The following is a 4655-nucleotide window of genomic DNA, read 5'->3' as shown; positions in this document are numbered from 1 at the left end:
CTCGGCTCGGGGGTCTCCGGCTCGCCGGCGGCAGCCGTCTCCGCGGAGACCCGGGGGCGGGCCACGACCGGATCGGGGCGGGATTCCGTAGGAGAGGGGTCACGGGACTCCGTGCGCGCCTCGCCGGAGGCGCCCCGCGCCTCGGGCTCCTGCGAGGGCGCGGGCACGGAAGGCGGCGCGCTCTGCTGGGGCAGGCTCGCGTCGTCTCGCTCGGCCGTCGCTGTCCTGGACCGGCCGAACGCGTTCCGCAGCAGACTCCGAATGCCCATGTGGAGTAGTCCTTCACGTGTCTCGGGAGCTATGAAATGTCCGTGTTGCGGGTATACATCCCCCGGGGGGACGGTGACGTAAGGCTAGCCGCCCCCCTATTCCCCGCATGCTCAGACCCTCGCGAGGCACTCCCGGCCGCCCCACGCACGGGGGACGGGTCCTACGCCCACTTGGGGCCACGGGAGTTCACTCCACGTCAGGAACGGGTGCCGAGAGCGTCGTTTTCACGCCACTCGGAGCACGAACCTCCGGGTCAGCGGTGCAGCGGCCGGACGAAGACCTCCAGGGCGTCCCCCACGTCCCCCGCAGCGGGTGGGCGGACCTGCCCCGCCCGCTGCCAGCCCCACGCACGGCGCGCGGCGCCCGCCTCCGGGGTGTGCGCGTCCGAGGGGTCCATGACCAGCACCGCGAGCGCCGCGCCGCTGCCGGACAGCAGCCGGTCGTGCAGCCGCCGGCCGATGCCCTGGCGGCGGTGGCGGGGCGCGACCACGAGCTCGGCGACGGCGAAGACCCGCCCGGCGGCCGTCAGCTCCTCCAGCTCGCCGGGGACGGGGCCGAGGAAGCCCTGCCACCGGACGCTGTCGCGCGCGAGCGGATAGCCGTACGCGCAGCCCACCGGGCCGCCGGCGTCCGCGACCACCAGGTCGAAGCCCGGTCGCGCGGAGTGCTCGGCGAGCCGTTCGCGGAAGCGGTCGCGGCTGTGGAAGGGCTCCACGCGCGGCTCGCCCCCGGGCCCCCCGTGCGGCCCTTCGTGCGGCTCCCTGCGCGGCCCCCCGTGGCCGACGTGCGGTCGTGCGTACGCCGTGACGTGCAGATCCGCGAGCTGGTCGCGGTACTGGTCGGCCTGCCAGCGGCTCAGCCTGCGAAGGAAGACGTCACCCATGCGCCCTTCTTGCCCAGCGGAACCCGTACCCACCCGCCGATGCGCACGGTTTCCGGGACGGGAACGGCAGGGGGCGGACAGGCCACGGGCGGGACAAGAGCAGGGTAAGAAATCGGTCCAGGGCAACCCTGTCCGCCCATTCCGGCCTCTTCATCGGTGAGTATCGCGTTACCGAACACGAGTACCCACCACGGGGGCAGGGGGTTGAGAGACGCATGGGCCTGACCAGCAGGTCGCTCTTGTACACGGTGGTGTTCGTCGCCGTGGTGTGTGTGGGCCTCACCCTCTGGCTCTGGCCGCGGCTCTCCGGGCGCGGCGTGCTGCCCCTGCTCGGACGGCTCGGCGCGATCCTGGTCACGCAGCTGACGATCATGTCCTCGGTGCTGCTCGCGGTGAATGCCGAGAACAGCTTCTACGGCTCGTGGGGCGAGCTGATCGGCAAGTACGACCGTGCGCCGGGGCAGGTCACCCAGGGCATCGAGAGCGGCGGCGGCCCGAACGCCGCGCCGGTCGAGGCGGGCAAGGGCGGGCTCGTGAAGCACACCGGCACGGAGGGGATCGACAAGAGCGACATCCCGCAGGGGCCGAAGGAGAAGGTCGGCGCGGTGGAGTCGGTGCGGCTCGTCGCCCGCCGCGCGGGCGTCGTGGAGCCGGCGTTCGTCTACCTGCCGCCGCAGTACTTCCAGGAGCAGTACAAGCGGCAGCGCTTTCCCGTGATCATCGCCATCAGCGGCTACCCCGGCGGCATCACGAACCTCTCCCACTTCCTGCGGCTGCCGAAGACGGCGAGCGAGCTGATCACCGAGCGCCGCATGCAGCCGACCGTGATCGTGATGGTCCGGCCGACGATCGCGCCGCCGCGCGACACCGAGTGCGTGGACGTCCCCGGCGGCCCGCAGGCGGAGACCTACTTCACCAAGGACCTGCCCGAGGCCCTGAAGAGCGCCTACCGCGTCGGCCACGCGGCCAGCGCGTGGGGCGTCATGGGCTACTCCTCGGGCGGCACATGCGCGCTGGAGCTTGCCATGCGCGAGCCCGGAACGTATCCGGTGGCGGGCGCCCTCTCCGCCGACTACAAGATCAAGAACGATCTGACCACGGGGAACCTCTTCGGTGACGGCGAGGAGGGCGAGAAGAACAAGCGCGAGCACGACCTGATCTGGCGGCTGGAGAACCTCCCGGCCCCGCGCGTCTCGGTGCTCGTCACCAGCAGCAAGGAAGGCGAGAAGAACTTCAAGGAGACGGAGAAGTTCCTCAAGGCCGTCAAGGAGCCGATGACGGCCGCGAAGATCATCCTTCCGTCGGGGAGCCACAACTTCACGACGTGGCGGCGCGAGGTCGGGCCGACGCTGGAGTGGATGGGCAAGCAGATGACGTTCCCGCAGGACGTGAACAACTAGCGGCCGGCGCCCGTGGGTCGCCCGGTCGTCCGGTCGTCCATTTGCCCGGCCTGCGCCGGCCGCTCCGGCCCGCTCAGCTCCTCGCTCAGCCAGGAGAACGCAGCCGGGTACATGGAGATCCAGGTGTGGTAGTTGTGCCCGCCCGCCGGAGCCACCATCGTCCGCAGCCGCACGCCGCTGCCGAGCGCCGCCTGCCGGAACTGCTCGATGAGCGAGGGCGGGCTCGCGCGGTCCTGCCGCGACGTGGCCAGGAACAGCCCCACGCCGGCGTGGTCGGTGTGCGCCACCAGCCACGTCGGGCTGTTGCGCTCCCGCAGCCCGGGGTCGGACAGCGCGCCCTGCGCACCCGTGAGGGGATCCGGGTCCAGGGCGGCGCCCGCCCCGAAGACCTTCGGGTACTGCAGGGGCAGCTTCGCCGCGCAGTAGCCGCCGGTCGAGATGCCCAGCAGGCCCCAGGAGCGGGGGTCCTTCGCCGTACGGAAGTGATGCCGGACCAGGTCCGGGACGTCCCGGGAGAGCCAGGTGGCGACCTTGTGCCCGGGGACGTCGGAACAGTCCGTGTCCATCCCGCCGGGGTCGATGACCGGCACGGCCAGGATGAACGGGCGGCTCGCCCCCGCCCGCAGCAGCTTCGCGTAGTCCCCCGGCATGTGGCCCTGCTCCAGCCACGACTGCGGAGAGCCGGGCACGCCGTGCAGCAGCATCACCACCGGAAAGGAGGACCGGCGGAAGCGCGGGTCGTCGTACTGCGGAGGCGTCCACACCATCACCTGGCCCGACAGCGCCGAGTGCGGCCCCCGGACGTACGTCTGCCGCATCCCCGCGTCGCCCCGCAGGAAGCGGGCGCGCTCGGGCGGCGGGCCCGGCATCGCCACGGGGCCGCCGCCGGTGCGCCCCAGCAGGTCGTCCCAGGAGGCGTACAGGCCGTAGCTGGTGTTGATCCAGGCGGCGACGACGCAGATGGCCGTGGCCTGGCAGAGCCCGATCAGCGCCACGCGCGACGCCCAGCGGACGGGAGCCGGGCCGGGGATGCGCGCCCAGAGCAGCAGGGTGGCCAGCACGGTGCAGACCGTCGCCGCGGCCAGCGCGGCGAAGAAGGCGGTTCCGGTGAGACTCATCGCCGGCGCGCTCCCTCCGCTGGCTCGGCTCGGCTCCCTCGCTCCGTCCATAGATACACGCTGGACGGGAGGCACATGGTGGAGGCGCACGTTGGCTTGTTCGCTCTCCTCCCTTGACGCCGGTGTGCTGCATACGCTCGACGCCGCGGGCGCTCCCGGTACCGGCTGCGGCCGCTGGATGCCCAGCCCCGCACCGCGCGCAGCGGTGCGCGGCCCCATCGACCCGGAGGCGTGCCGTGGCCAAGCAGGACCGTGCGATCAGGACTCGACAGAACATCCTGGAAGCGGCCGCGGTGGTGTTCGACGAACGGGGCTACGACGCCGCCACGATCAACGAGATCCTGGCGCGGGCGGAGGTGACCAAAGGGGCGCTGTACTTCCACTTCCCCTCGAAGGAGGACCTCGCGCACGCCGTCATCGACGCCCAGGCCGAGGCGACGTCCGCGCTCCTGGACCTGCCCGGGGGCTGCCGGATGCAGCGGCTCGTCGACCTCGGCATGGTCTTCTCGCACCAGCTGCTCGTGGACCCCGTGCTGCGCGGGAGCGTACGGCTGACGATGGAGCACGGCTCGCCCGCGCTCCACCGCAGCGGGCCCTTCACCGGGTGGACCGAGCTGCACACCCGGCTCCTGGTCGAGGGCAAGGAGCGGGGGGAGGTCTTACCGGACGTCGTGCCGTGGGAGGTCGCCGAGCTGATCGTCGGGGCGTTCGGGGGGATCAACGCGCTGTCGCAGTCGCTGTCCGACCGCGCGGACCTGGAGCGGCGCGCGATCGTCCTCTACGAACACCTGATGCCCTCCGTCGCCGTACCGGCGGTCCTGGCCCGGCTGGACATGGCCCCGGGGCGCGGAGCGAGGGCGCTTGCCGCGCTGGAGCCGGTAGGGGCGGCTTAGGCGCCTCCGCCGCGCCGCCCGACTGCGGTTCGCCCCTGCGGGGCGGGGGCTCCGGGACCTTTCACCTGCCGCGGTCGCCCTCGCGGGCGGC

Annotated in this window: 4 protein-coding genes and 1 pseudogene; 2 read left to right on the top strand and 3 right to left on the bottom strand. The window is 72.5% G+C overall.

The window, feature by feature from the left end; all coding sequences use genetic code 11:
* Both V7793_RS33725 and V7793_RS33720 read right to left on the bottom strand, forming a co-directional pair.
* Positions 1-269: pseudogene (locus tag V7793_RS33725) on the bottom strand (toxic cation resistance protein); the annotation flags it as partial.
* 254 nt (positions 270-523) lie between these two features.
* The gene (locus V7793_RS33720) at positions 524-1153 is read right to left on the bottom strand and encodes a GNAT family N-acetyltransferase (RefSeq protein WP_336013505.1); all 630 of its coding nucleotides are present in this window, start codon (positions 1151-1153) and stop codon (positions 524-526) included.
* A 215-nt stretch (positions 1154-1368) separates the two neighbouring features.
* Here V7793_RS33720 and V7793_RS33715 point away from each other — a divergent pair, with 215 nt between their 5' ends.
* A complete protein-coding gene (locus tag V7793_RS33715) occupies positions 1369-2553 on the top strand; it encodes an alpha/beta hydrolase (RefSeq protein WP_336013504.1) in 1185 nt (394 codons plus the stop codon).
* On the opposite strand, the gene V7793_RS33710 is transcribed toward V7793_RS33715, so the two are convergent.
* The gene (locus V7793_RS33710; protein WP_336013503.1) at positions 2550-3671 is read right to left on the bottom strand and encodes an alpha/beta hydrolase; all 1122 of its coding nucleotides are present in this window, start codon (positions 3669-3671) and stop codon (positions 2550-2552) included. The two genes, V7793_RS33715 and V7793_RS33710, sit on opposite strands and share 4 nt — an antisense overlap.
* Positions 3672-3907: 236 nt before the next feature.
* On the opposite strand from V7793_RS33710, the gene V7793_RS33705 reads away from it, so the two are divergent.
* Positions 3908-4564 carry a ScbR family autoregulator-binding transcription factor gene (locus tag V7793_RS33705; protein ID WP_336013502.1) on the top strand — a complete coding sequence of 219 codons (657 nt, stop codon included), beginning with the start codon at positions 3908-3910 and terminating at the stop codon, positions 4562-4564.
* Positions 4565-4655: the final 91 nt, after the last annotated feature.

The organism is Streptomyces sp. KLMMK (assembly GCF_036961605.1).
Classification (GTDB): domain Bacteria; phylum Actinomycetota; class Actinomycetes; order Streptomycetales; family Streptomycetaceae; genus Streptomyces; species Streptomyces telluris.
This window is presented reverse-complemented; position numbering and strand designations above follow the sequence as displayed.